Source organism: Streptomyces sp. AgN23 (assembly GCF_001598115.1).
GTDB lineage: Bacteria > Actinomycetota > Actinomycetes > Streptomycetales > Streptomycetaceae > Streptomyces > Streptomyces antimycoticus.
In genome coordinates, this window is the sequence record NZ_CP007153.1 from 4,992,255 (window position 1) to 5,017,519 (window position 25,265).

The window sequence follows — 25,265 nt, forward strand, 5'->3', positions numbered from 1 at the left end:
GCGATCTTTGAAGAGCCACAGGCAGGCACCGCCGGCCGGGTCGGCGGACGCACCCGATCCTCCGCACACCGACCCGGCATCCGGACGAGGAGGATTCGCCCATGACCGCCCGCACCATCCTGACGAAGATGCACGGCCGGGTGGCCGCGGGCGTGCCCCCCTGGGCCGTGCGCACCGCCTACGCCATCACCCTGGTCACGCTGCCGTCCTGCATCTGGCGGATCGCGGGCGTCAACCTGGGTGCGCCGCTGCTGGAGCACAACTCGTCGGCCTCGGGCTCCTCGGACACCCCGGACATGTTCGGCGGCGGCTGGTGGTACGTCATCGGGCTCAGCGTCTTCAGCGAGGCACTGGCGTTCCTCTCCTTCGGGCTGGTCACCCGATGGGGCGAGGTGTGGCCGAACTGGATGCCCGGTCTGCGCGGGCGCCGGGTGCCGACCCTGGCGGCCGTCATCCCGGCCGGCCTCGGTTCGGTGGCGCTGCTGATCTTCCCCTACGCGCTGGTCATGATCGCCCTCGATATGAAGATCGACGGAGAGCCCCTCGGGCTGGCCATCCACGGCTGGCAGTCCGTGGCCTTCTGGATCGCGTACGCGCCGCTGGTCGCCTGGGGACCGCTGCTCGGCGTCCTGACGGTGCACTACTACCGGCGCCGGCGCGCCGCCCGGCCCGCGGCCGTCGAGTCCCAGGAGGCCGGGGCCGCCCTGACGGGCTGACGGCTCACGGGCTGACGGGCTCACGGACGGGCTGACGGGCCCGGCGAGCACAAGACCGCCCGGCGTCCCCTCGCGGGGGCGCCGGGCGGTCGTCTCTCCGGCCTCCGGGACCGGTCAGTCGTCGGCGGTGGCCAGCCCCGCCTCGTCCGGCCGGAACCGGACCGGCAGGGTCGACATCCCGGCCATCAGGTTGGAGTGGATCCGGCGCGGCTCACCGGTGAGCTCGATACCGTCGCTGAAGGTCCGCATCGCGTCCAGCATCTCCTTCACCTCCACCCGCGCCAGATAGGCGCCGAGGCAGAAGTGCGGACCGTAGCCGAAGGTGATGTGCTTGTTCGGCGAACGGCCGAGGTCCAGGACGTACGGGTCGTCGAAGACCGACTCGTCGCGGTTGGCCGAGGTGTTCCACAGCGTCACCACGTCGCCCGCCTTGATGGTCCCCCCGGCCATCTCGATGTCGACCAGCGCGGTACGGCCGAAGTTCATCGCGGGGGTGGCCCAGCGCAGCGCCTCCTCGGTGGCCGACTCCAGCGTCACCGAGCCCTCCTTGAGCCGCTTCCACTGCTCCGGCTCACGGCTGAGGCTGTAGAGGGAGTCGATCATCGTGAGCCGGCTGGTCTCATCGCCGCCCAGGATGAGGCTGTAGCAGTTGAAGACGATGTCCTGATCGGTCAGCGGCACCCCGTCGATCTCACTGGCGGTGAGCGTGCTGATCACGTCGTCCTGCGGATCGGCGCGCCGCTCGGCGACCAGATCGCTGAAGTACAGCAGGATCTCGTTGCGCGCCAGGAACGCCTCCTCCGGGGCCTGGTCCGCCTCGTCCGAGCTGAGCGAGGACTTGGTCAGGCCCAGCAGATACGAGTGGTCCTTCACCGGCACCCCGAGCAGACCGCCCACGGTGGTCAGCGGGATCACCGAGGCCACCTCGGCCGCGAAGTCCCCCTCCCCCCGCCGGACCGCGTCGGCGATCATCCGGCGGGCGTTGACCCGGACCAGCGCCGCGACCTTGGACAGGGCTCGCGGCGAGAACGCCTTGAGCATCACGTTGCGCAGGTCCTTGTGGCGTCGGCCGTCGGTCACCGCCAGCATCTGGCCGGCGGCCGAGTCGCCGCCCGCCAGCAGCGTCACCAGGACGTTGCCCTTCTCCGAGGTGAGCCGCTGGTTGTCCCGGTAGAGCGCCATCACATCGGCGTAGCGGCTGACCACCCAGAAGCCGGGCTTGCCGTCGACCGGCGGATGCCAGTACAGCGGGTGGTCGGCGCGCAGCCGGCGCCAGTACGCGTCCATGTCGTGCTCGAGGTAGGTCCGGGTGTCGACCAGGTTGATGGCCGAGATCTCCTCCGGTATCTCGTCGCGGCTCGTCGCTGTCTGCACGCTCATCTCTCCACCAATCGGGTCACTTGAGTTCCCGGAGCTTCTCGTTGAGTACGCGGCCGATCTCGGCGGCCGGTTCGGGCCGCATCAGGTACGGGTGGGCACAGCCGATCCGCCGGTACTCGATCCGTCCGTCGACATGGGGCCGCCACCGCTCGGCGCGCGCGGCCAGGTCGGCCGCGGGCACCGACGGGTCCTCCTCGGCCACCAGCACCAGCAGGTCGCCCCGGTAGGGGGCCGGTTCATAGGCCATGAACAGCCGGCGGTTGTTGGCGAAGGCACGGGCCAGGGCAGCCACGTTGTCCTCGTCCAGGCTGGCCAGCACGGACTGCCGGTCCCGCAGCATGGTCACCACCTGGCCGTGCGTCAGCCGCACGTCTCCCAGGGCGTCCACGTCGTAGCCCTCGAAGTCCAGCAGCACCCGCAGCGCGTCCTGTTCGTCCGGCAGCCGGTCGGGCAGCGGCTGGGAGCGGTCGAGCGGGAACTCGTCCAGGTTGACCAGCAGCGCCACCTCCTCGCCCTCGGCCTGCAGCAGCGCCGCCATGGCGTGGATGACCGTCCCGCCGAGCGACCAGCCGAGCAGGGCGTACGGTCCGGTGGGCTGGACCCGGCGGATCTGGGCGACATAGTCGGCCGCCATCTCCTCCAGGGTCGCGGGGAGCGCGTCCGCCTCGCCGCCCAGGCCGCGCGACTGCAGCCCGTAGACCGGGTGCTCGGCGTCCACGCTCCGCAGCAGCGCAGAGTAGCTCCAGCTCAGCCCGCCCGCGGGGTGGACACAGAACAGCGGGGTGCGGCTGCCGTGCTCGCGCAGCGGAAGCAGCACATCGAGCGAATCCTGCTCCGCGTCGCCGCCGAGCTTCTGGGCCAGTTCGGCGACGGTGGGCGCGGTCAGCACCGTCCGCATGCCGAGCTTCACGCCGAACGCCGACCGGATCCGGTTGACCAGGCCCATCGACATGATGCTGTCGCCGCCCAGGTCGAAGAAGCTGTCGTGGATGCCCACCACGTCAAGACCCAGCGCCTCCCGGAACAGCCCGCACAGGATCTCCTCCTGCGGGGTGCGCGGGCCGCTCCAGTCACGGAGGTGGTAGTCGGGTGCGGGCAGCGCCTTGCGGTCGACCTTCCCGTTGGCGTTCAGCGGCAGCTCCTCGAGCACCATGAACGCGGCCGGGACCATGTAGTCCGGTACGGCCGCGGCCAGCCGCTCGCGGACCGCCGCGGTGTCCAGTCCGCTGCCCGCCGCCGGCACCAGATAGGCGGCCAGCCGCTTGGCCGCGCCCTCGTCGCCGCGCAGCACGACCGTGGCGCGGCCCACCTCGGGGTCCCGGGCCAGCGCGGCCTCGATCTCGCCGAGTTCCACGCGGTAGCCGCGGACCTTGACCTGCTCGTCCACCCGGCCCAGGTACTCCAGCTGCCCGTCCGCGTTCCAGCGCGCCAGGTCGCCGGTGCGGTACAGCCGGCCGCCCGGCGCGCCGAGGGGATCGGCCACGAACCGGGCCGCCGTCAGAGCGGGCCGATTCAGATAGCCGCGGGCCAGCTGGCCGCCGCCGATGTAGAGCTCGCCGACGGCGCCGCGCGGCGCGGGCCGCAGCCCCGCGTCGAGCACATACAGCCGGGTGTTGGGAGTGGGCCGGCCGATCGGCACCGCGCCGGACGGGGTCTCCTCGCCCGGCTCCAGCCGCAGCACGGCGCAGCCGACGGTGGCCTCGGTGGGCCCGTACTCGTTCACCACGGCCACGTCCGGGTGGGCGGCGCGCCAGGGGGCCAGCGCCTCGCCCAGCAGCTGCTCACCCCCGATCACCAGCTCACGGGCCGGGGAGCACTCCGGGTCCACACCGGCCAGCAGCGGCAGATGGGAGGGGGTGACCTTGCAGAACGCGGGCCGGACCCGCCCTTCCGCGGGCTGCTCCAGCTCCGCCACGTGCACACAGCCGCCGGTCGTCAGCGGGCCGAACAGCGAGGTGACCGCCATGTCGAAGGAGACCGGCGAGTGCAGCAGGGCCCGCTCTCCCAGCGACGGGTACGCCTCGGCGGCGTAGTCGAGGTACTGGGCGAACGAACGGTGCTCCACCACGACGCCCTTGGGCCGCCCGGTGGACCCCGAAGTGTAGATCACATACGCGGGACTCTCCGCATGCCACCGCTGACCTGCGGGGACGGCGGGGGCGGGCTCGTCCGACGGCTGGTCCAGCAGCCGCACCGGCGCCGCCGTCTCCGGCAGGCCGGGCGCGATCTCCGAGCGGGTCAGCACCAGTACCGGAGCCGCGTCGGTGAGGACGTGCGCCAGCCGGTCGGCCGGGTCGCCCGGGTCCACGGGCAGATAGCCGCCGCCCGCCTTGAGCACCGCGAGGGCGGCGATCACCAGGTCCGCCGAGCGCGGCAGGGCCAGCGCCACCAGCCGCTCGGGGCCCACCCCGGCCCCGATCAGCTCGGCGGCCAGCCGGTCGGCGGCCGCGTCGAGCCGCGCGTAGCTGAGCCGGGTGCCGTCCGCGTCCAGCAGCGCCGGGGCGCCCGGGGTGCGGGCGGCCTGGGCTTGGAAGCGCTCGGGCACCAGGGCGCCGGGCGCGGGCCGGGCCGTGGCGGTGAACTCCTCCAGCAGCGTGCGGCGTTCGTCCGTGGTCAGCAGATCGACCCGGTTCACCGGCTGCCCCGGCGCGCCGATCATGGCGTCGAACGCCCGGACCAGCCGGTCGCCGATGGCCTCCACGGCCTCGCGGTCCACGACGTCCGGCCGGTAGCCCAGACGCAGCCGCAGGGCGCGTCCCGGCATCGCCACCAGGCTGATCGGGTAGTGGTTGGCGTCCGAGCCGTAGGTGCCGATGATGCGCAAACCGTCCTCGACGGCCGGCATTCCGTCGCCTTCCAGCGGATAGTTCTCGGTCACCACGATCGTGTCGAACAGCGTGTCCGGCTCGACCAGGCGCAGCACGTCCTGAAGGCCCAGGTAGTGGTGGTCCATCACCGCCGTCTGCTGGCCCCGCAGCCGCTCCAGCAGCGTCGCCCAGGTGTCGGTCGGCTTCAGCTCGGCGCGGACCGGGACGGTGTTGATGAACAGGCCGACCATGGTCTCCACACCCGGGAGGTCGGCCGGGCGGCCGGAGACGATCGCGCCGAACACCACGTCGGTCCGGCCGGTCAGCCCGGACAGCACCACGCTCCAGGCCGCCTGCACGACCGTGTTCAGGGTCACCTCGTGGCGTCGGGCCAGCGCGGTCAGATCCGTGGTGGTGCGTTCGGGGAGTTCCACGAGCAGGTCGCCGGGGACCTCGGCGGTCCGTCCGTCGCTGTCGGGCGCGATGAGCGTCGCACCGTCCACCCCGGAGAGCACCGTGCGCCATGCCTCGCGTGCCGCCTGCTTGTCCTGCCGGCCGAGCCACGCGAGATAGTCACGGTACGGGGTGACGTCCGGCAGCGCCGACTCGTCGCCGTCCGCCTCGTACAGCGCGAACAGCTCACGCATCAGCAGCGGGCCCGACCAGCCGTCGAGCAGCAGATGGTGATTGGTCATCAGGAAGCGGGCCAGCCGGTCGCCCATGTGGATCAGGGTGAAGCGCAGCAGCGGCGGCCGCTCGGGGTCGAACCGGCGCACCCGGTCCTCGTCCATCAGCGCGTCCAGCCGGGCGGCCCGCTCCGCCTCCGGCAGCCGGCCGAAGTCCAGCTCCGTCCAGGGCAGTTCGAGGTCGCCGGCCACCACCTGCACGGGGCGGCTCAGCCCCTGCTGGCGGAAGCCCGCGCGCAGGTTGGCGTGGCGCCGCAGCAGGGTCCGGGCCGCGCCGCGCAGCCTGTCCGCGTCCAGGGGGCCCGCGAGGTCGATGCCGAGCTGGACGGTGTAGAGGTCGGGCTCGTCCTCGTCGAACTGGGCGTGGAAGAGCAGCCCCTCCTGCATCGGCGTGAGCGGCAGGACGTCCTCCAGCCGCTCCGCCCCCGCGGACTCGACCGCCTCGATCTCGTCCTGGGTCAGCGGGACCAGCGTCAGGTCGGAGGGGCTGTAGCCGCCCGCCTGCGGCCCCTCGGCGTGCCTGACCAGGGCGGTGAGCGCGGTCAGCCAGTTCTGGCCCAGCTCGCGGACCTCGTCCTCGCTCAGCAGCTCGCCCGCCCAGGACACATCGGCGACCAGACGAGGGCCGTCCGGCAGGTCCTGGGTCATCGCGGTGATGTCGACGGTGTGCGCGAGCGGGCGCTCGGGGTCGCTGCCGCCGTCGAGGTCGAAGCCGTCCGGGGCCGGCCCCTCGGCCGAGGTGGCCTCCGCCGTCGCCACGGCGGCGGGGAAGCGGCCCAGGTAGTTGAAGCTGATCTGGGGCTCGGGCAGCCGCGACAGCACCGGAGCGGTCTGCGGGTTGAGGTACCGCAGCAGACCGTAACCGATCCCGTTGTCGGGCAGGGCGTGCAGTTGCTCCTTGACCCGCTTGAGCACCCGGCCGGTCGCCGGACCGCCCGCGCGGTACTCGGCCCAGTCGTGCGGGCCGGGGTCGAGCCGTACCGGGAACAGGCTGGTGAACCAGCCGACGGTCCGGGACAGGTCGATGCCCTCGTCGAGCTCCTCACGGCCGTGGCCCTCCAGGTTGACCAGGAGATGGCCGGCCTGGTGGCCCCGCTGTGCGCGCCACTGGGTGACGGCGGCCGCGAACGCGCTCAGCAGGACATCGTTCATCCGGGCGTGGAACGCGGCGGGCACGGTGGTGAGCAGGGCCGAGGTCTGCTCGGTGGGCAGCGTGAGGATCAGCCGCCTGGTCGTCGCCGTGATGTCCCGTGCGGGGTCGAGCGGCCGGTCGGCGAGCGCCGGGTCGGGCTCGGCGAGGGTGTCCAGCCAGAACTGCAGCTCCTCGATCCGCTCCGGCCGCTGGGCGGCGTCGGTGAGCCGCTGCGCCCACTCCCGGAACGAGGTGCCGACGGCGTCGAGCCCGGAGGTGTCGCCGTCCGTCCGCGACCACGCCGTGGTCAGGTCCGGCAGCAGGATGCGCCAGGAGACGCCGTCGACCGCCAGGTGGTGGATGGTGAGCAGCAGCCTGCCGGCGACGTCCGGGCCGGCGTCGAACCAGACGGCCTGGAGCATCAGCCCCGCCTCGGGGTCGAGCCGGTCCCAGGCGCCCTTGGTCTCCTCCGCCATATGGGCCCGGGCCCGCTCCTCGTCAAGACCGGTCAGATCGACCCGGCGCAGGCAGTCCGCCGCCCGGACCGCACCTCGCTCGGGCACCTCCAGGTTCCACACCACGCCACCGGTGCGGCGCAGCCGCATCCGCAGCGCGTCGTGGTGGTCGAGCACCGTCTGCAACCCGGCCCGCAGGCGCTGCTCGCCGAGGTTGGCCGGGACCATGACCATCTGGGTCTGGCTGAACCGGTCCGGGCGGCCGCCCCGCTCGCGCATCCAGTGGATGATCGGCGTCAGCGGTACGTCGCCGATCCCCGCGGAGGCCGCCACGGGCTCGGCCGCGGCCTTTGCGGGAGCGTCCTCGCCGGCCGTGGCCTTGGCGAGGCCGGCCACCGTCTTGTGCTCGAACACATCCCGCGGCGTCAGCTTGACGCCCGCGTCCCGCGCCCGGCGGACCAGCTGGATGGACATGATGCTGTCCCCGCCGGTGTCGAAGAAGCTGTCGTGGATGCCGACCCGGTCCAGCCCGAGGACCTCCGCGAACAACGAGCACAGCAGCTCTTCCCGGGGGGTGCGCGGCCCGTCGGTCGGGGCGGCGGCGCCCACGTACTCCGGCTCGGGCAGCGCCTTGCGGTCGGTCTTGCCGTTGGGGGTCAGCGGCAGTGCGTCGAGCACCACCACCGCGGCGGGCACCATGAAAGCCGGGAGCGCGGTGGCCGCGTGGGCGCGCAGCTCGGCGCCGTCCAGCGGTGCGGCGCCCGTCTCGGGCACCACATAGGCCACCAGCCGCTGGTCCCCCGGGCGGTCCTCACGCACCATCACCTCCGCCTGCGCCACCGAGGGGCGGCTCAGCAGGACGGAGCGGATCTCGCCGGGCTCGATCCGGAAGCCGTGCAGCTTGACCTGCTCATCGGCGCGGCCGAGGAACATCAGCTGCCCGTCGCGGGTCCACTTGGCCAGGTCGCCGGTGCGGTACATCCGGCTGCCGGCCGGGCCGGACGGATCGGCCACGAAGCGCTCGGCGCTGGTGCCGGGGCGGCCGAGGTAGCCGCGGGCGAGCCCGTCGCCCGCGATGTAGAGCTCACCGGCCATACCGGTGGCCACCGGCCGCAGTTCGGCGTCCAGCACATGGACCCGGGTGTTCGGGATCGGCGTGCCGATGGGCGGCTCGGCCACCCCGGACAGCGGTGCGCTGATGGTGGCGCAGACCGTGGTCTCGGTCGGGCCGTAGGCGTTGACCATCCGCCGCCCGGCCGACCAGCGGCCGGCCAGCTCCGGCGGGGTCGCCTCACCGGCGACCAGCAGGGTGGTGCCCGCCGGCACCTCGCCGTCTCCCATCGCCCCGAGCGCGGCGGGCGGAATGGTCGCCTGGGTGACGCGCTGCTCGGCGAGGAGCCCGGCCAGCGGGGCGCCCGGGTCCAGGCGCTCGGGCGGCGCCATCACCAGGGTCGCGCCGACCGGCAGCGACTGGCACAGCTCGGCGAACGCCGCGTCGAAGCTCGGCGAGGCGAACTGCAGCACCCGGCTGCCCGGGCCCAGCCCCAGCGCCTCGGCGTAGCCGGTGGCCAGGGCGGTGACACCGGCGTGCGAGACCACCACGCCCTTGGGCCTGCCGGTGGACCCGGAGGTGTAGATCACATACGCGGGGTGGCGCACCGACACCCACACCTGCGGCGCGGTGTCCGGTGCCCCGGCGACCCGGGCGGCCGTGGCCTCCTCGTCGAGGACCAGCACCGTGGCCGAGCCGGTGGACGGCAGGGTGGCCGCGATGGCCCGGGTGGTGACGACCACACCGGGACGGGCGTCGGAGAGCATGTAGGCCAGGCGCTCGGCGGGATAGGCCGGGTCCAGCGGCAGGTAGGCCGCTCCGGCCTTGTGCACCGCCAGCACCGCGGCCGGCCACTCCTGCGAGCGGGGCAGCGCGAGGGCCACGAACCCCTCGGGTCCGGCGCCTTCGGCGCACAGGACGTGGGCGAGCCGGTTGGCCCGGCGGTCGAGTTCGGCGTAGGACAGCTCGCCGCCCTCGAAGGCCACCGCGGGGGCGTCGGGGTCTTTCGCCACCTGCCGGGCGAACAACTCGGGGAAGGTGGCCCGGCCGAGGCCGGGGCGGCCCGTGTCGTTGACCCGGGAGAGCATCGTCCGCTCGTCCTCGGTCAGCACGGACAGCTCCTGTACGCGCAGCTCGGGGTCGGCGGCCACCCGCTCCAGCAGTCGCTCCAGCCGGCCGAAGAGGTCCACGACGGTCCGGCGGTCGAAGAGGTCCAGCCGGAAGTCGACCAGCGCCTGCATCCCGTTCGGGCCGCCGTCGGCGGTGGTCCGCTCGTTGAAGGTGAACGCGAGGTCGAACTGGGTGGCGTTCACCGGCACCGGATACGCCTCGGCGTCGACCCCGGGCAGACCGACCGGGGCGCTGCCCGCGGCCTCGACGTTCTGCACGTTCAGCCAGATCTGGAACAGCGGGTGCCAGGCCAGCGAGCGCTCCGGGTTGAGGAGCTCGACCAGCCGCTCGAAGGGCACCTCCTGGTTGGCGTACGCGGCGAGGTCGTACTCGCGGACGCGGTCCAGCAGTTCCCGGAAGGTCGGGGCGCCGGAGGTGTCGGTGCGCAGCACCAGCGTGTTGACGAAGAAGCCGACCATCCCCTCGAGCGCCTTGTCGTTGCGCCCGGCGATCGGCGAGCCCATGGGGATGTCGGAGCCCGCGCCGAGCGCCGAGAGCAGCGAGGCCAGACCGGCCTGGAGCACCATGAAGAGGCTGGTCCCGGTCTTCCGCGCGACGACGGTCAGCGCTCGGTGCAGCTCCGGGGAGATGTCCATCTCGACCGTCTCGGCGGTGTAGTCCGCCTCCGGGGGCCTGGGGCGGTCCGTCGGCAGCGCCAGCACATCGGGGATGCCCTCCAGCCGCTTGCGCCAGAAGTCGAGCTGCTGGGCGACCGGGCTCTCCGGATCGTCCTCCTCGCCCAGCACCGCGTAGTTCCACATCGTGTAGTCGGCGTACTGGGCGGGCGGCGGCTCCCAGGCCGGTGCCGCTCCCTGCGCCCTGGCCAGATAGGCGGAGGTGAGATCGCCGGCCAGCGGGCCGACCGACCAGCCGTCGCCCGCGATGTGGTGGAGGAGCAGCAGCAGGACGTGGTCCTCCGGGCCGATCCGGAACAGGGTCACCCGCAGCGGGGTCTCGGTCGCCAGGTCGAAGTCGCGCGCCGCCTGCTCCGCGACCGCCGTGTCCAGGTCCCGCTCGTCCACGGCGGTGACGACCAGGTCGGCCGCCCCCCGCTCCGGGCTCAGGATCAGCTGCCGGGCCGCCCCGTCGGTCTCGGGGAAGATCGTGCGCAGGGTCTCGTGCCGGGCCGTGACGTCGCGGACGGCCGCCCGCAGCGCCTCCTGGTCCAGCCGTCCCCGCAGCCGCAGGCCGATGCTGATGTTGTGGGCCGCGGCGCCGTGCTCGAACCGGTTGAGGAACCACAGCCGGCGCTGTGCGTAGGACAGCGGGATCCGCTCGGGCCGCTCCACCGCGCGCACCGGCGGCCGGGCCGCGTCGGCGCCGCGCAGCCGGGCCGCCAGCCGGGCCACCGTGGGGGCCTCCCACAGGACCCGCAGCGGCAGCTCCACGGCGAACGCCGCCCGGGCCCGGCTGACCAGCCGGGTGGCGTGCAGCGAATGCCCGCCCAGCTCGAAGAAGTCGTCGTGGATGCCGACCGCGTCCAGGTCCAGCGTCTCCATGAACAGCCCGCACAGGATCTCCTCCTGCGGGGTGCGCGGGGCGGCGCCGGTGGACAGCTCGCCGAAGTCGGGCGCGGGCAGCGCCTTGCGGTCGGTCTTGCCGTTGGGGGTCAGCGGCAGCGCGTCCAGCACCATGAACGCCGAGGGCATCATGTACTCCGGCAGCCGCGCGGCGACGGACCGGCGCAGCGCGGGCACCGGCACCGCCGCGCCCGGGGCCGCGACGACGTACGCCACCAGCCGCTGCTCACCCGACCCGGCCTCGCGGGCCACCACCGCCACCTGGGCGACCTCGGGCAGTTCGGCGAGCACGGTCTCGATCTCGCCCAGCTCGATGCGGAAGCCGCGCACCTTGACCTGGTCGTCGGTGCGGCCGGCGAACTCCAGCTCCCCGTCGTCCGTCCACCGGGCCACGTCACCGGTTCGGTACATCCGGGTGCCGGGCGCGCCGAAGGGGCAGGCGACGAACCGCTCCGCGGTCAGGTCCGGACGGCCCGCGTAGCCGCGCGCCACGCCCCGCCCGGCGATGTAGAGGTCGCCGAGGACCCCGGGCGGGGCCGGTGACAGCCCGGCGTCCAGGACGTAGACCTGGGTGCTCGCGATGGGCCTGCCGATGGCCGGGGGGCCGGACACCTCGGCGAGGCGGGCGGCGGTCGACCATACGGTGGTCTCGGTGGGGCCGTACAGGTTCGTCACCTCGGGGGCGAGTTCGCACAGCCGGGAGGCGAGCCCGGCGGGCAGCGCCTCGCCGCCGACCAGCACCCGCAGCCCGGAGAGTGCCTCGGGGTGCTGGGACACCAGCGCCTGCCACAGGGTGGGGGTCGCCTGCATGACCGAGGCGCCGGTGCTCTTCAGCAGCGCGGCCAGCCTGGGGACGTCGATCACCTCGTCCCGGGTGGCCAGGACCACCCCGGCGCCGGAGGCCAGCGGGGTGTACAGCTCCAGGCCCGCGATGTCGAAGGCGATGGTGGTCACGGCGGCCAGCCGGTCCCCGGGCCGCAGGGCGAACCGGTCCCGCATGTCCTGGACGAAGTTGGTGAGGTTGTCCCGGGTGACGACGACGCCCTTGGGCCGGCCGGTGGAACCCGAGGTGTAGATGGTGTACGCGGGGTGGTCCCCCGCCACCGGGGCGAGCCCCGGGGACTCGCCGGACAGGGCGGCCAGCCGGTCGCGGACCGCCGGGTCGTCCAGCAGCACCCGCGCCGCGCCACCGGCCGCGGGCACCGAGGTCACCGAGGAGTCGGTCACCACCACCGCGGGCGCCGCGTCGGTCATGATGTATTCGACCCGCTCGGCCGGATATTCGGGGTCCAGCGGGATGTACGCACCGCCGGTCTTCCCCACCGCGAGCAGCGTGGCCACCAGGTCCGCCCCGCGCGGCAGCGCCACCGCCACCCGCGTCTCGGGGCCGACGCCGAGCCCGGACAGCAGCCGGGCCAGCCGGTTGGCGCGGGCGTCCAGTTCGCCGTAGGACACCTCGGCCCCGTCCGCGACCAGGGCCACCGCCGCCGGGTCGGCGGCCACCGCGGCCTCGAACAGCGCGGGCACCGAGGTGTCCGGGGCCCCGGCATCGGGCTCGTTCCAGCCGTCCAGGACGGTGCGCAGCAGCTCGGGCGCGAGCACTTCGGTGCGGCCCACCGGGAGGGACGGGTCCGCCTCGATCCGCTCCAGCATGCGGCAGAAGCCGTCCAGCAGGGCCCGGGCCCGCTCGGCCGGGTACAGATCGGGCCGGTAGCCCAGGCGCAGCCGCAGGGTGGGGCCGGGGGTCGGGAACAGGGTGAGCGCGTAGTGGGTGGCGTCCTGGCCGGTGATGTCGGTGATCCGCGGCCCGTCGATGGGCTCGGTGATGCCGTCGGAGTCCAGCGGGTAGTTCTCGAAGACGACCAGCGTGTCGAAGAGTTCACCGGTGACCGGTGTGGACTCCTGCACGGCGGACAGCGGCAGGTGGTGGTGGTCCAGCAGCGCGGCCTGCTGTCGCTGGACCGCTGTCAGCAGCTCGGTCCAGGGGGCGCCGTGGTCCACCCGCACCCGGACCGGCAGGGTGTTGATGAACAGCCCCACCATGGACTCCACCCCGGGGATGTCCGCCGGGCGCCCGGACACGGTGGCGCCGAACACCACGTCGCCGCGGCCGGTCAGCCGGCCGATCAGGACGCCCCAGGCGCTCTGCACCAGCGTGTTCAGGGTGACACCGGCGGAGCGGGCGAGTTCACCGAGCCGGGCGGTGAGGTCCGCGGGCACCTCGGCGACCAGGTCCTCGGGCAGCACCTCCGCGCCGGGGCCCGCATCGGGCACCAGGAGCGTGGCCGAGTCCACCCCCGCGAGCGCCTCCTGCCAGGCCCGCTTCGCCGCGGCCTTGTCCTGCCGGGCCAGCCAGGCGAGATAGGTGCGGTAGGGGGTGACCGGCGGCAGGGTGGTGTCCTCGCCGCCCGCGCGGTAGTGCTGGAACAGCTCCCGCATCACCAGCGGGGCGGACCATCCGTCCAGCAGGATGTGGTGGGCGGTGAGGACCAGCCAGAAGGCGTCGGCCGCGACCTTGATCATGGTGACCCGCAGCAGCGGCGGCCGTTCCATGTCGAAGCGCCGCTCGCGGTCCCCGGCGGCGAACTCCCGGACCTTCGCCCGCTGCTCCTCCTCGGAAAGCTCACTGAAGTCCAGCTCGGTGACCGGGAGTTCGAGGTCCCGGAGGATCACCTGCATCGGGTCGCCGGTCGTACGACGCCGGAATCCCGCGCGCAGGCTCGCATGCCGCCGTATCAGGGTGGCCGCCGCGCGGCGCACCGCCGGGGCGTCCACCGGGCCCTGGATCCTCACCGCCAGCTGCACCGTGTAGACGTCGAGCGCGTCCGCGTCCTCGGAGTACTGCGCGTGGAAGAGCAGCCCTTCCTGGAGCGGCGACAAAGGCAGAAGGTCCTCGATACGTGTCTGCTTCACTGCACAGGCTCCCTGGGCGTCTTCGTAATGCGATGTGTGACGAGTGCGCAGGCGGATCGGCGGGGCCCTTCTCGCCCGTCGGCGAGGCCCGCCGATCCGACCGTAATGGCGCTGCGGCCCGGCGAAAGCCGCACATAAACAACTCCGAAGTGGGCTACTGCCAGTTGTCCAGTTCGCTCGCGAGCTGGTCCAACTCGTCCTGGCTGACCTCGATCAGATCCATGTCGGACGGGGTGTGGCGGACGCCCTGCGGGGTGTCGGCATGGCGGGCCAGCGCCTCCAGCGCCCGGATCCACGCCTGTGCGAGGTCCCGCACCACGGTCTCCTCCAGCAGCGCCGAGGGCCACTGCCAGAGCACGGACAGCTCGGGGCCGTCCGGGCGGTCCTGGGTGGACGCGGTGACCTCCAGCGCGTGGGCGACCGGCATGTCCGGATCCTCGCCGCCGACCGCGCCCGCTTCGGGGGCGAGCGCCCAGTCGGCGGCCTCGGGCGTGCCCGAGGAGTTGAACCGCCCCAGGTAGTTGAACCCGATCTGCGGTTCGGCCAGGCCCCGCAGCGAGGGCGCGGTGTCCGGGTTGAGATGGCGCAGCAGGCCGTAGCCGACGCCGTTGTCGGGCACCTGGCGCAGCTGCTCCTTGACCCGGGCGAGGACGTCGCCGACGGTCGCCCCGCCGGTCCACACCTCGCCCCAGTCGATCCGCCCGGGGTCCAGGAACAGCGGGTACACGCTGGTGAACCAGCCGACCGTACGGGACAGTTCGGTGTGCTCGGCGATCTCCTCGCGGCCGTGGCCCTCGAGGGCCACCAGCAGCCCGCCCGTGGCCCCGCCGAAGTGCCGGCGGCGCCAGTCGGCCACCGCCAGGGTCAGCCCGGTGAGCAGCACGTCGTTGACCGACGCGCGGAACATCTCGGGCAGCCGGGTGAGCAGGGTCCGGGTGGTGTCCGCGGACAGCGCCATGGTGATCGCGTGCTGAGTGCGGGTGAGGTCCCGGGACGGGTCGATGGTCAGCTCGGCCAGTGGCTCCGGGGCCTGGGCGAGGCGGCCGCGCCAGACCGGGAGTTCGGCGATCCGCTCCGGCGTCACGGCTTCCTCGGCCAGCGTCCGCGACCAGCGGCGCAAGGAGGTGCCCACCGGGTCGAGTGCCGGGGTGCGCCCGTCCCGTACCGCCTCCCAGGCCCGTGCCAGATCGGGCAGCAGGATCCGCCAGGAGACGCCGTCGACGACGAGGTGGTGCAGCGAGAACCACAGCCTGCCGCGCTCACCGGGCCCGGCGTCGAACCACACGAACTGGGCCATCGTGCCGTCCTCGGGGGCGAGCCGGCCCACCGCCGCGTCGCTGTGCTCGGCGAGGCGGGCGCTGCGCGCCGCGTCGTCCAGGCCGGTGAGGTCGACCCGCCGGATCAGGTCCGCGGCGCGGACCGCGCCGCGGGCCGCCACCTCCAGCGACCAGTCCCCTTCGGTCCGGTTCAGCCGCGCCCGCAGAGCGTCGTGGTGGTCCAGCAGCGTCTGCACGGCGGTGACCAGCCGGTCCAGGTCCAGCTCGGCGGGCGTCTGGAGCAGCATCGACTGGTGGAACCGGTCGATGGGCCCGTTCCGCTCGCTGAGCCAGTGCAGGATCGGAATCGCGGGGATCTCCCCGATACCGGCGTCCGGGTCCTCCGCCTCGGCCTCGGGGACGGTGCCCGCGGCGGCCGCGAGGGCGGCGACCGTCTGGTGGCGGAAGACGTCCTTCGGGGTGAAGACCAGCCCCGCGGCGCGCGCCCTGGCCACCAGCTGGATCGAGACGATGCTGTCGCCGCCGAGGTAGAAGAAGCTGTCGTCGACGCCGACTTCCTCGACCCCGAGCCCCAGCACCTCCGCGACCAGCCGGCGCAGGGTCTCCTCACGGGCGCCGCTCGGCGCACGGGAGGTGCCGCCCTGCTCCGGTGCGGGCAGCGCCTTGCGGTCGATCTTTCCGCTGGTGGTCAGCGGAAGCGTGTCGAGCGTGACGAACGCCGCCGGAACCATGTAGTCGGGCAGCCGTCGCGCCAGCCCGGCCCGCAGTGCGTCGATGTCGAGGTCGGCCGCCCCGGCGGTGGGCACCACATAGGCCGTCAGCAGCCGCACCCCCGGGCGGTCCTCGCGCACGATGGTGGTGGCGCGGTGCACCTCGGGGTGGTCGGAGACGGCCGCGGTGATCTCGCCCAGCTCGATCCGCAGCCCGCGCAGCTTCACCTGGTCGTCGGTGCGCCCGATGAACTCCAGCTCGCCGTCGGCGCGTCGGCGCACCAGGTCGCCGGAGCGGTACATCCGCGATCCGGGCGGCCCGAACGGGTCGGCCACATAGCGCTCGGCGGTCAGCCCGGCGCGGTTGAGGTAGCCGCGGGCCAGCGAGACGCCCGCGATGTGCAACTCGCCCACGCAGCCCAGCGGTACCGGGCGGAGCCGCTCGTCCAGCACATGCAGCCGCGAGTCGGCGACGGGCGCGCCGAGCGCCGGTACGGCGTCGTCGGTCAGCAGCCCGCTCATCGCCGCCACGCAGGTGGTCTCGGTCGGACCGTACACATTGTGCATCCGCACCGTGTCCCGCCACCGGCCGATCAGCTCCGGTCCGAAGGACTCACCGCCGACGACGATCTCCATGCCCGCGGGCAGCCCGCCCTCGGGCAGCGCGGCCAGGGAGGCGGGGGTGATGAAGGCGTGGGTGACGCCGTACTCGGCGCACAGGTCGAGATACGCCTGTCCGGACGTCGGCCGCTCGGCCGGGACGACCACCAGCGCGCCGCCCACCAGCAGGCTCATGGCCAGCTCCAGGAACGCCGCGTCGAAGCTGGCCGAGGCCAGCTGCGGCACCCGGGTGCCCGGCCCGACGCCCGCCCGCTCCACCAGCGTCGCGCACAGGTGCGCCACTCCGGCGTGGGTCACGGTCACACCCTTGGGCCTGCCGGTCGACCCGGAGGTGTAGATGACGTAGGCGGGGTGCTGGGCCGACAAGGTGCCGGGGGGCACGGACACGTCGGCCGCGTCCGCGGCCGCCGCCCCGTCCAGCGTGTCGAACAGCGCCGTGGGCACGGTGGTCCGCGGCAGCCGTCCGGCCACGGAGCCGGAGGTCAGCAGCAGGGCGGGCTCGGCGTCGTCGAGCATGTACCCGATGCGGTCGCTCGGCAGCTCCGGGTTGATCGGCAGGTAGGCCGCCCCCGCCCGCACCACTGCGAGCAGCGAGACGATCAGCTCCGGCGACCGCGGCAGCGCCACCGCCACCAGCTTCTCCGGTCCCGCTCCCCGCGCGGCCAGCGCCCGGGCGATCCGCTCGACCCTCGCGTCGAGTTCGGCGAAGGTCCAGGTCCCTTCCTCGGTCAGCAGGGCCGGTGCGTCCGGGGTGCGGGCGACCCACCCGGCGAACAGCTCCGCCATGGTGGCGGCGGGCACCTCGCGGACCGCGGCGTCGTTCCACTCCTCGACGATCCGGTGGCGCTCCCCGGGCAGCAGCACGTCCAGCCGGTCCACCGGGGCGGACGGATCGGCGACGGCGGCGGCCAGCAGCCGCGCCAGCCGGTCCACCAGCATCCGCACCGTGTCCCGTTCGAACAGGTCGGTGCTGTAGGTCAGCGCCCCCTCGATCCCCGCGGGCGCGCCGTCGTCCCGGTGGGTCTCCGACAGGGTGAAGGACAGGTCGAACTTGGCCACGTCATGGCCGATCGGCTGCGGCGCCGCGACCACCCCGGGCAGGTCGACCCTGCCCTCGGCGGTGTTCTGGAACGCCAGCATCACCTGGAACAGCGGGTGCCGGGACGCCGAGCGCTCGGGGTTGATCAGTTCGACCAGCCGCTCGAACGGCAGGTCCTGGTGGGCGTAGGCGGCCAGGTCCGTCTCCCGCACCCGCTCCAGCAGCTGGGCGAAGGTCGGGTCGCCGGAGACGTCGGTGCGCAGCACCAGCGTGTTGACGAAGAAGCCGACCAGGTCGTCCAGGGCGTCGTCGGTGCGGCCCGCGATAGCCGTGCCGAGCGGGATGTCGGTGCCCGCGCCGAGCCTGCTGAGCAGCGCCGCGAGTCCCGCCTGTACGGCCATGAAGAGGCTGGCCCGGTGCTCCATGGCCAGCTCGCGCAGGCCGCGGTGCACTTCGGCGTCGAAGCGGAAGGTGACCATATCGCCGCGGTAGCTGATGGCGGGCGGACGGCGGTGGTCGGCCGGCAGCGCCAGCTCCTCCGGCGCGCCTTCCAGCGCCGACCGCCAGAACGCGGCCTGCCGGGAGATGGTGCTCTCCGGGTCGTCCTCGCTGCCCAGCACCTCGTGCTGCCAGAGCGTGTAGTCGGCGTACTGCACGGGCAGCGGGGTGAACTCCGGGGCCCGGCCGGCGCTCCGGGCCGCGTAGGCGGCGGACAGATCGCGGCCCAGCGGGGCCATGGACCAGCCGTCGCCCGCGATGTGGTGGACCACCAGCGCCAGTACGTGCTCGGTCCGGCCGAGCGCGAACAGCCGCGCCCGTACCGGGATCTCGGTGGCGATGTCGAACGCGTACCCGGCGGCCTCGGTGAGCGCCGCCTCCAGACCGGCCTCGGTGACCTCGGCCACCGGCAGCTCGGGCACCACGTCCAGCACCACCTGGCGGGGGCGTCCGGCCACCTCGGGGAAGACGGTGCGCAGACTCTCGTGGCGGGCGACCACATCGGCCAGCGCCGCGCGCAGCGCCTCCCGGTCCAGCTCACCCGTCAGCCGCAGGGCCATCGGCAGGTTGTAGGTGGCGCTGGGCCCCTCGAACCGGCCCAGGAACCACAGCCTGCGCTGGGCGAAGGACAGCGGCACCTCCTCGGGCCGCTCCCGCGCGGTCACCGCGCGCCGCGCCCCGCCCGCGTCGCCGATCAGCCCGGCAAGGCCGGCGGGCGTCGGCGACTCGAACAGGTCGCGCACGCTCAGCTCGGCGCCCAGGATCGTACGGATCCGGCTGGTCAGCCGGGTGGCGAGCAGCGAATGGCCGCCGAGGTCGAAGAAGTTGTCGTCCACCCCGGCCTCGGGCACGCCGAGCACCTCGGCGAACAGCCCGCACAGCGCGGCCTCCTGTGGTGTGGCCGGCTCCCGCCGCTCGGCGTCCACCCGTACCGGAGCGGGCAGCGCCCGCCGGTCCAGCTTGCCGTTGGGGGTCAGCGGCAGCGCGTCCAGGGCGACGAACGCGCTGGGCACCATGTACTCGGGCAGGGTGGTGGCCAGGTGCTTGCGCAGTTCGGCCGGGGCCGGGGCGGTCCGGTCGGCCAACGGGACCAGATAGCCGACCAGCTGGGGCGCGCCGGGCCGGTCCTGCCGGGCCAGGACGGCCACCGAGGCGAGGTCGGGATGGGCGGCGAGCGCCGTCTCGATCTCGCCGAGCTCGATCCGGAAGCCGCGCACCTTGACCTGGTGGTCGGCCCGCCCCATGAACTGGAGCTGTCCGTCCTTGCCCCAGCGCACCAGGTCACCGGTGCGGTACAGCCGGGACCCGGCCGGGCCGAAGGGGTCGGCGACGAAGCGCTCCGCGGTGCGGCCCGGCCGCCGCAGATAGCCGCGGGCCAGCCCGGCGCCGGCCAGGTACAGCTCTCCGACGACCCCGGGGGGCACCGGGCCGAGGGCGTCGTCCAGGACGTAGACCCGGTCGTTCCACACCGGGCGCCCGATGGGCGCCGCGGCGGGCCACTCCGCCGGGTCGGCGGGCAGGGTGGTGGCGGTGATCACATGGCTCTCGGTGGGGCCGTAGTGGTTGTGCAGCCGCAGCCACGGGCGTTCGGCGCAGAAGGCGCGCAGCCGCGGGGTGAGCGCCAGCGCCTCGCCCGCCTGGGCGATCACCCGCAGCTCGCCGAGGGCGGCACCGCTCTCGAGGGCGGCCTCCGCGACGGCGTCCACCACCAGGTTGGGGGCGTACAGCTCGTTGATCCGGTGCTCCTCCAGCCACCGGGTGAGGGCGGCGGCGTCGCGGCGCACCGCGTCGTCCGGGACCACCAGCGTCTTGCCGGTGAGCAGGGTGGTCAGGATCTCCTGGGCGGAGACGTCGAAGCTGATCGCGGTGAACTGCGCGACCCGCGTCCCGGCGCCGCCGCCGATCTCACCGTGGTGCCAGGCGACCAGGTTGGCCATGGCACCCGCGGGCATCACGACGCCCTTGGGGCGGCCGGTGGAGCCGGAGGTGTAGATGACGTAGACCGGGGCGGCCGGGTGGAGCGGGCGGGTGCGATCGGCGTCGGTGGGGTCGGTCTCCGCCTGGCCGGCCAGGAGGGCGGCGGCCTGCGGTGTGTCGAGGGCGAGGACCGGGGCCCGGTGGCCGCCCGGCAGCACCCCGTTCCTGGTCAGCACCAGCGAGGGCGCCGCGTCGGCCAGCATGAAGGAGACGCGCTCGGCCGGGTACTCCGGGTCGATGGGCAGATAGGCCGCTCCGGTCTTGAGCACCGCGCACACCGCCACCAGCAGCTCCGCCGAGCGCGGCAGCGCGATGCCGACCGTGTTCTCCGGTCCGATGCCCCGTGAGATGAGCACATGTGCCAGCCGGTTCGCCGCCGCGTTCAGCTCGGCGTACGACATCCGCGTGTCGCCGTGCACCACGGCCGGGGCGTCCGGCAGCGCGTGTGCCTGCCGCTCGAGCAGTTCCGGGAGGAAGGCCCCGTCGAGCTGGTGCCCGGTGTCGTTGTAGGTGGTGAGCTGGCGGTGCCGCTCGATCGGGTCGAGCAGGTCAAGGGCGCCGATCGGCCGCTTCGGGTCCTCGGCCGCCCCGGCCAGCACCCGGATCAGGCGGTCGGCGAGCCGCTGGACCGTCTCCCGGTCGAACAGATCGGTGCTGTACTCGATCCACCCGGCCATACCGTCCGGTGCGCCGTCGGGTGTGCGCCGCTCCATCAGCCCGACGAACAGATCGAACTTGGCCATGTCGCCGAGGTGGTCGTACGGGTCCACCCGCAGGCCCGGCAGCACGAGCTCGGCCGGGCGGTTGTTCTGCACGGTGAACATCACCTGGAACAGCGGGTGGCGCGCCAGGGAGCGCTCGGGATTGAGCTGCTCGACCAGCCGCTCGAACGGCACGTCCTGGTTGGCGTACGCGGCCAGGTCGGTCTCCCGCACCCGCTGGACCAGCTCGCGGAAGGTCGGGTTGCCGGAGGTGTCGGTGCGCAGCACCAGCGTGTTGAGGAAGAATCCGACCAGTCCGTCGAGGACGTCGTCGGTGCGACCGGCGATCGGCGTGCCCACGGGGATGTCGGTGCCCGCGCCGGACCGCGACAACAGCACCGAAAGACCGGCCTGGACCACCATGAACAGGCTGGCCTGGGAGGTGCGGGCGATGGTGAGCAGCCGCTTGTGCAGCTCCTCGGGGAGGTGGAAGGTCACGGTGTCGCCCGCGTAGCTCGCCACCGCGGGGCGCGGCCGGTCCACCGGGAGGTTGAGCTCGTCGGGGATCCCGGCCAGGGCATCCGACCAGTAGGCGAACTGCTTCGCGATCGCGCTGTTCTCGTCCGCCTCCTCACCCAGTACGCGCTGCTGCCACAGCGTGTAGTCCACGTAACTCACGGGCAGCGGCTCCCACGACGGAGCGGCGTCCTTCAGCCTGGCCGCGTAGGCGAGCGAGAGGTCGTGGCCGAAGACGCCCAGCGACCAGCCGTCCCCGACGATGTGGTGCATCACCACGAGCAGGACGTACGTACGGTCGCCGGTGCGGAAGACGCGCACCCGCAGCGGGAGTTCGTCGGCCAGCCGGAACCCGGCGGCCGACTCCTCCTTCAGTGCCTCCTCCAGCCGCTCCGGTGCCGCGCTCAGATCCACCAGGGACAGGTCGAGTTCGGCCGCCGCGGGATCCAGCACCCGCTGGTACGGGTCGCCGTCCACGTCCGGGAAGACCGTCCGCAGGCTCTCGTGCCGGGCCAGGACGTCCCCGAAGGCATGGCGCAGCGCGTCCAGGTCCAGTTCCCCGGTCAGCCGCACGGTGAGCGGGACGTTGTAGATCGGCTTGGCGCCGTCGAACCGGTCCAGGAACCACAGCCGGCGCTGGGCGAAGGACAGCGGTACCCGCTCGGGACGCGGCCCCGCCTCCAGCGCGGGCCGGCCGTCCACGGCCTGGTGCAGCCGACGGGCGATCCCGGCGGGCGTGGCCGTCTCGAACACCGCGCGCAGCGACAGCTCCTCGCCGAAGACCGCGCGGGTCCTGGTGACCAGCCGGGTGGCCAGCAGCGAGTGGCCGCCGAGGTCGAAGAAGTCGTCGTCCACCCCCACCTCGGCCACACCGAGCAGTTCCGCGAACAGCGCGCACAGGATCTCCTCCTGCGGGGTACGCGGACCGCGCCCGGCCGGCCCGGCCGCGCCGGGCTCGGGCAGTGCCTTGCGGTCCAGTTTGCCGTTGGGGGTCAGCGGCAGCGCGTCCAGGGGGACGAACGCGCCGGGCACCATGTACTCGGGCAGCGAGGCGCCCACGTGTTCGCGCAGCACGGTGGGGGCGGGCACCTCTCCGCCGCTCACCGGCACCAGATAGGCGACGAGCCGCTTGTCGCCCGGGGTCGGCTCACGCACCACGACCACCGCACGGTCGATCCGCTCGTGCGCGGCCAGGACCGACTCGATCTCCCCCAGCTCGATCCGGAATCCGCGGATCTTGACCTGGTCGTCGGCCCGGCCGGCGAACTCCAGCACGGGATGGTCGCCCTCGGTGTTCCAGCGCACCAGGTCACCGGTGCGGTACATCCGTGTCCCGCCGCCCGGATACGGATCGGCGACAAAGCGCTCGGCGGTCACGCCGGGCCGGTTCAGATAACCGCGCGCCAGGCAGGGGCCGGAGACGTACAGCTCCCCGGTGACACCCGGCGGCACCGGCCGCAGCGCACCGTCGAGCACCCGCAGCCGCGCGGTGCCGAGGGCGGTGCCCATGGGCGGCGCCACCGCGCCGGAGAGCGGCTCGCTGAGGGTGACGCAGACGGTGCTCTCGGTCGGCCCATAGGCGTTGATCATCGTCCGGTCGCCGGACCACGCCTCGACCAGCTCCGGCGCGGACGCCTCGCCGCCGACCACCAGCAGGCGTATCGACGGCAGATCGCCCTCGGTGAGCACGGCCAGCGCGGCGGGCGGGATGAGCGCGTGCGTCACCTGGTGCTCGGCGACCAGGTCGACCAGCGCCCGGCCGGGCCGCAGCCGTGTCGCGGGGGCGAGCACCAGCGCGGCGCCGGTGAGCAGGGCGGTGTAGGTCTCCCAGACGGCGGCGTCGAAGCTGGGTGAGGAGAACTGCAGCACCCGGCTGCCGGGCCCCACCTCGAACCGCTCGACATGGGTGGCGACCAGACCGGCGAGACCGGAGTGCGTCACCATGACGCCCTTCGGACGGCCGGTGGAACCGGAGGTGTAGATGACGTAGGCGGGGTTGGCGGGCGCCGTCGCCCCCCGCCGCTCGCCCGGCTCGATATCGGTGTCCGGCCTCGCGTCGGTCTCGCGGACGGTGGCCGGGTCGTCCAGCAGCACCCGCGGCGCGGCGCAGCCGTCCGGAATCACCTCTGCCGACGCGGCGGTGGCCAGGACCAGCGCCGGGTCGGAGTCGGTGAGCAGATAGGCGATCCGGTCGGCCGGATAGGAGATGTCCACCGGCAGATAGGCCGCGCCCGCCTTGAGCACCGCCAGCATGGCGACGACCAGCTCGGGAGAGCGCCGCAGGGCGAGCGCGACGACCCGCTCCGGCCCCGCGCCCCGCTCGATCAGGGTGCGGGCCAGGCGGTTGGCGCGGCGGTCCAGTTCGGCGTAGGAGAGGGTGGTGTCCTCGTGGATCAGGGCGACGGCGTCCGGATGAAGCCGTACCTGTTCGGCGAAGAGCGCGGGGATGACGTCACCGCCCGGCAGCGGCTGTGCGGGCATGCCCAGGGCGAGCATGCGCCTCGACTCGGCGTCGCTCAGCAGGGGCAGTCGGCCGATCAGTTGCTCCGGGTCGGCCGCGAAGGCCGCGAAGAGCCGGCGGAAGCGTTCGCCGAGCACCTCGATGTCCTCGCGGGTGAAGAGCTCCTGCCGGTAGCCGAAGTGCAGCCGCAGCCCGTCGCCCGGCAGCGCCGCGATGCTCAGCGGGTAGTGGTTGGCGTCGGTGCCCTTGGCGCCGGTCAGCGTGAGGTCACCGGGCAGCTCGGGCAGGTCGTCCCCGCCCATGGGGTAGTTCTCGGTGACGGTGAGCGTGTCGAACAGGGTGCCGTGCCCGGCGGCCCGCTGGATGTCCGGAAGGCTGAGGTGGTGGTGTTCGACCATTCCGGCCGCCTGCCGCTGCACCCCGGTCAGCAGGGACAGCAGGCTCTCCTGCGGGCGCATCCGCACCCGGACGGGCACCGAGTTGATGAACAGGCCGACCATCTGGTCCGCGCCGGCCAGCTCGGCGGGGCGCACCGATACGGTCGAGCCGAACACCACGTCGTCACGGCCGGTCAACTGCCCCAGCAGCAGCGCCCAGCAGCCCTGGAACACCGCGCTCAGCGTGAGGTCGTTGCGCCGGGCGGTCTCCCGCACCCGGGCGGCCAGTTCATCGGGCATGGTGATCACCTGCTCGGCCGGCGCGATCCGCGCCCCGGTGTCGCCGGGCGCGATCAGCGTGGGCTCCTCCACCTCGGCGAGCACGGTGCGCCAGGCGTTCTCCGCCGCCGCCCGGTCCTGCCGTTCCAGCCAGCTCAAGGCTTCGCGGTACGGCGTCACCGGCGGCAGGCCCGAGCCGTCGCCGCGACGGTGGTAGATCTCGAAGAGCTCGAACATGAGCTGGGCGGTGGACCACCCGTCGAGCAGGATGTGGTGCGAGTTGAACATCAGCCGGCTGGTGCGCGGCCCCAGCTTGATCAACGTGAAGCGCAGCAACGGCCCGGCCCCCAGGTCGAACCGGTGCGCCGCCTCTTCGGCGGCGAGCCGCTCCAGCTCCCGCTCCCGGGCCGGCTCGTCGAGCCCGGTGAGATCGAACTCCCGCCAGGGCACCGGGACTTCCCGCGGAATCACCTGCACCGGCCGGCTCAGCTTCTCGTACCGGAAACTGGCCCGCAGGTGGGGGTGCCGGCGCAGCAAGGCGGCCACCGAGTCGCGCATGGCCCCGGCGTCCAGGGGGCCGTCGAGGTCGATCAGGATCTGGGCGACGTAGACATCGAGTTTCTGCTCCCCGTACAGGGTCTGAAACAGCAGACCTTCCTGCAGTGGCCACAGCGGAAGGACGTCGTCGATGGCTGCTCGCGTCATTATGGAAATCTCCACTCGTCATTCCGGGGTCGCCGACAAGGGCTCGGTCGCCTGCCACCAGCCTGGATTCGCCGAGTTTCATCTCCGGCCGGTCCGCCCGGCAACGGCGCTGCAAAAACTTCGTTTTGCGCGCCGCGTGGCGCTGAAGCAGCCCACTTCGAAGAATTCGCACTGCCGCTGACCGACCCGGTCCGGCCGTGCTGTCATCGGTTCGGCCGCGTGCCGTCAAGCGCCCGCGGGCCCGCCACCCGCACCGCGACTTCAGGGAGTACTG

At 73.4% G+C, this 25,265-nt stretch carries 5 protein-coding genes; 2 read left to right on the forward strand and 3 right to left on the reverse strand.

The features are described from left to right. The first annotated feature begins 101 nt into the window (after positions 1–101). Positions 102–716: a hypothetical protein gene (locus AS97_RS21370; RefSeq protein ID WP_086710114.1), complete on the forward strand. Its 615-nt coding sequence runs from the start codon at positions 102–104 to the stop codon at positions 714–716. Between the two features lie 114 nt (positions 717–830). Here the strand turns inward: AS97_RS21370 and AS97_RS21375 are convergent, their stop codons facing one another. From AS97_RS21375 to AS97_RS21385, 3 genes are all read right to left on the reverse strand, one after another. After that, on the reverse strand, positions 831–2,096 hold the full coding sequence (locus AS97_RS21375; protein ID WP_059142744.1) for a cytochrome P450: 1,266 nt from the start codon (positions 2,094–2,096) through the stop codon (positions 831–833). A 16-nt stretch (positions 2,097–2,112) separates the two neighbouring features. After that, complete coding sequence (locus AS97_RS21380) at positions 2,113–13,830, reverse strand: non-ribosomal peptide synthetase (protein ID WP_210565471.1); 11,718 nt, start codon at positions 13,828–13,830, stop codon at positions 2,113–2,115. A 154-nt stretch (positions 13,831–13,984) separates the two neighbouring features. Further along, positions 13,985–24,991 carry a non-ribosomal peptide synthetase gene (locus tag AS97_RS21385; RefSeq protein ID WP_210565472.1) on the reverse strand — a complete coding sequence of 3,669 codons (11,007 nt, stop codon included), beginning with the start codon at positions 24,989–24,991 and terminating at the stop codon, positions 13,985–13,987. Between AS97_RS21385 and AS97_RS21390 the strand changes: the two genes are divergently transcribed. After that, positions 24,975–25,172 carry a hypothetical protein gene (locus AS97_RS21390; RefSeq protein WP_125755232.1) on the forward strand — a complete coding sequence of 66 codons (198 nt, stop codon included), beginning with the start codon at positions 24,975–24,977 and terminating at the stop codon, positions 25,170–25,172. The two genes, AS97_RS21385 and AS97_RS21390, sit on opposite strands and share 17 nt — an antisense overlap. Positions 25,173–25,265 lie beyond the last annotated feature (93 nt).